Raw genomic sequence first — 663 nt, forward strand, 5'->3', positions numbered from 1 at the left:
CCGGCCGAGAGCGCGGTGAAGACGCCCTTCGACAGCTGGATCGTGTCGTGCACCGCCGCCGTCGAGGCGACGAAGTCGGTGATGCGATCGACGTTGGCCGCACTCAGTGCCGTCCTGAACACGAAGGTGTCGGCGCCGGCCCCACCCGTGAGCGTGTCGTTGCCCAGGTCGCCGTCGAGCACGTTCCTGCCGGCATTGGCGGTGATCGCGTTCGCGAACGCGTTGCCCGTGAGGTTGATGGCCCCCGTGCCGGTCGCGACGGTCGTGGCCAGGCTCTCGATCTCCTGGCCCGCCGTGAGGGTGTAGGAGATGCCGGTCACGACGCGGTCGGCTCCCCCGCCTTTCGCCTCGACGACGCGGTCGCCCGCATTGTCGACGACGTAGATGTCGTTGCCGCCCAAGCCCTGAAGCACGTCCGCCCCGGCCCCGCCGTTCAGCAGGTTGGCGCCGGCATTGCCGGTGATGGTGTTGGCGAACGCGTTGCCGGTGAGGTTGATCCCGGCCGTGCTCGTGGCGACGGTGGTGGCCAGCGTCTCGATTTCCTGGCCGGCCGCGAGCGCGTAGGAGATGCCCGCGACGACGCGGTCGGCGCCGCCGCCCTTCGCCTCGACGACGCGGTCACCCGCATTGTCGACGACGTAGGTGTCCGAGCCCGCCCCGCCG

General features: G+C 70.6%; 1 protein-coding gene. It reads right to left on the bottom strand.

The features are described from left to right. Positions 1-663: calcium-binding protein (locus AAHG03_RS27045; protein ID WP_342154971.1), on the bottom strand; the 663-nt coding region annotated here is incomplete at both ends.

Source organism: Methylorubrum subtropicum (genome assembly GCF_038442325.1).
In the GTDB taxonomy this organism is placed as follows: Bacteria; Pseudomonadota; Alphaproteobacteria; order Rhizobiales; family Beijerinckiaceae; genus Methylobacterium; species Methylobacterium subtropicum.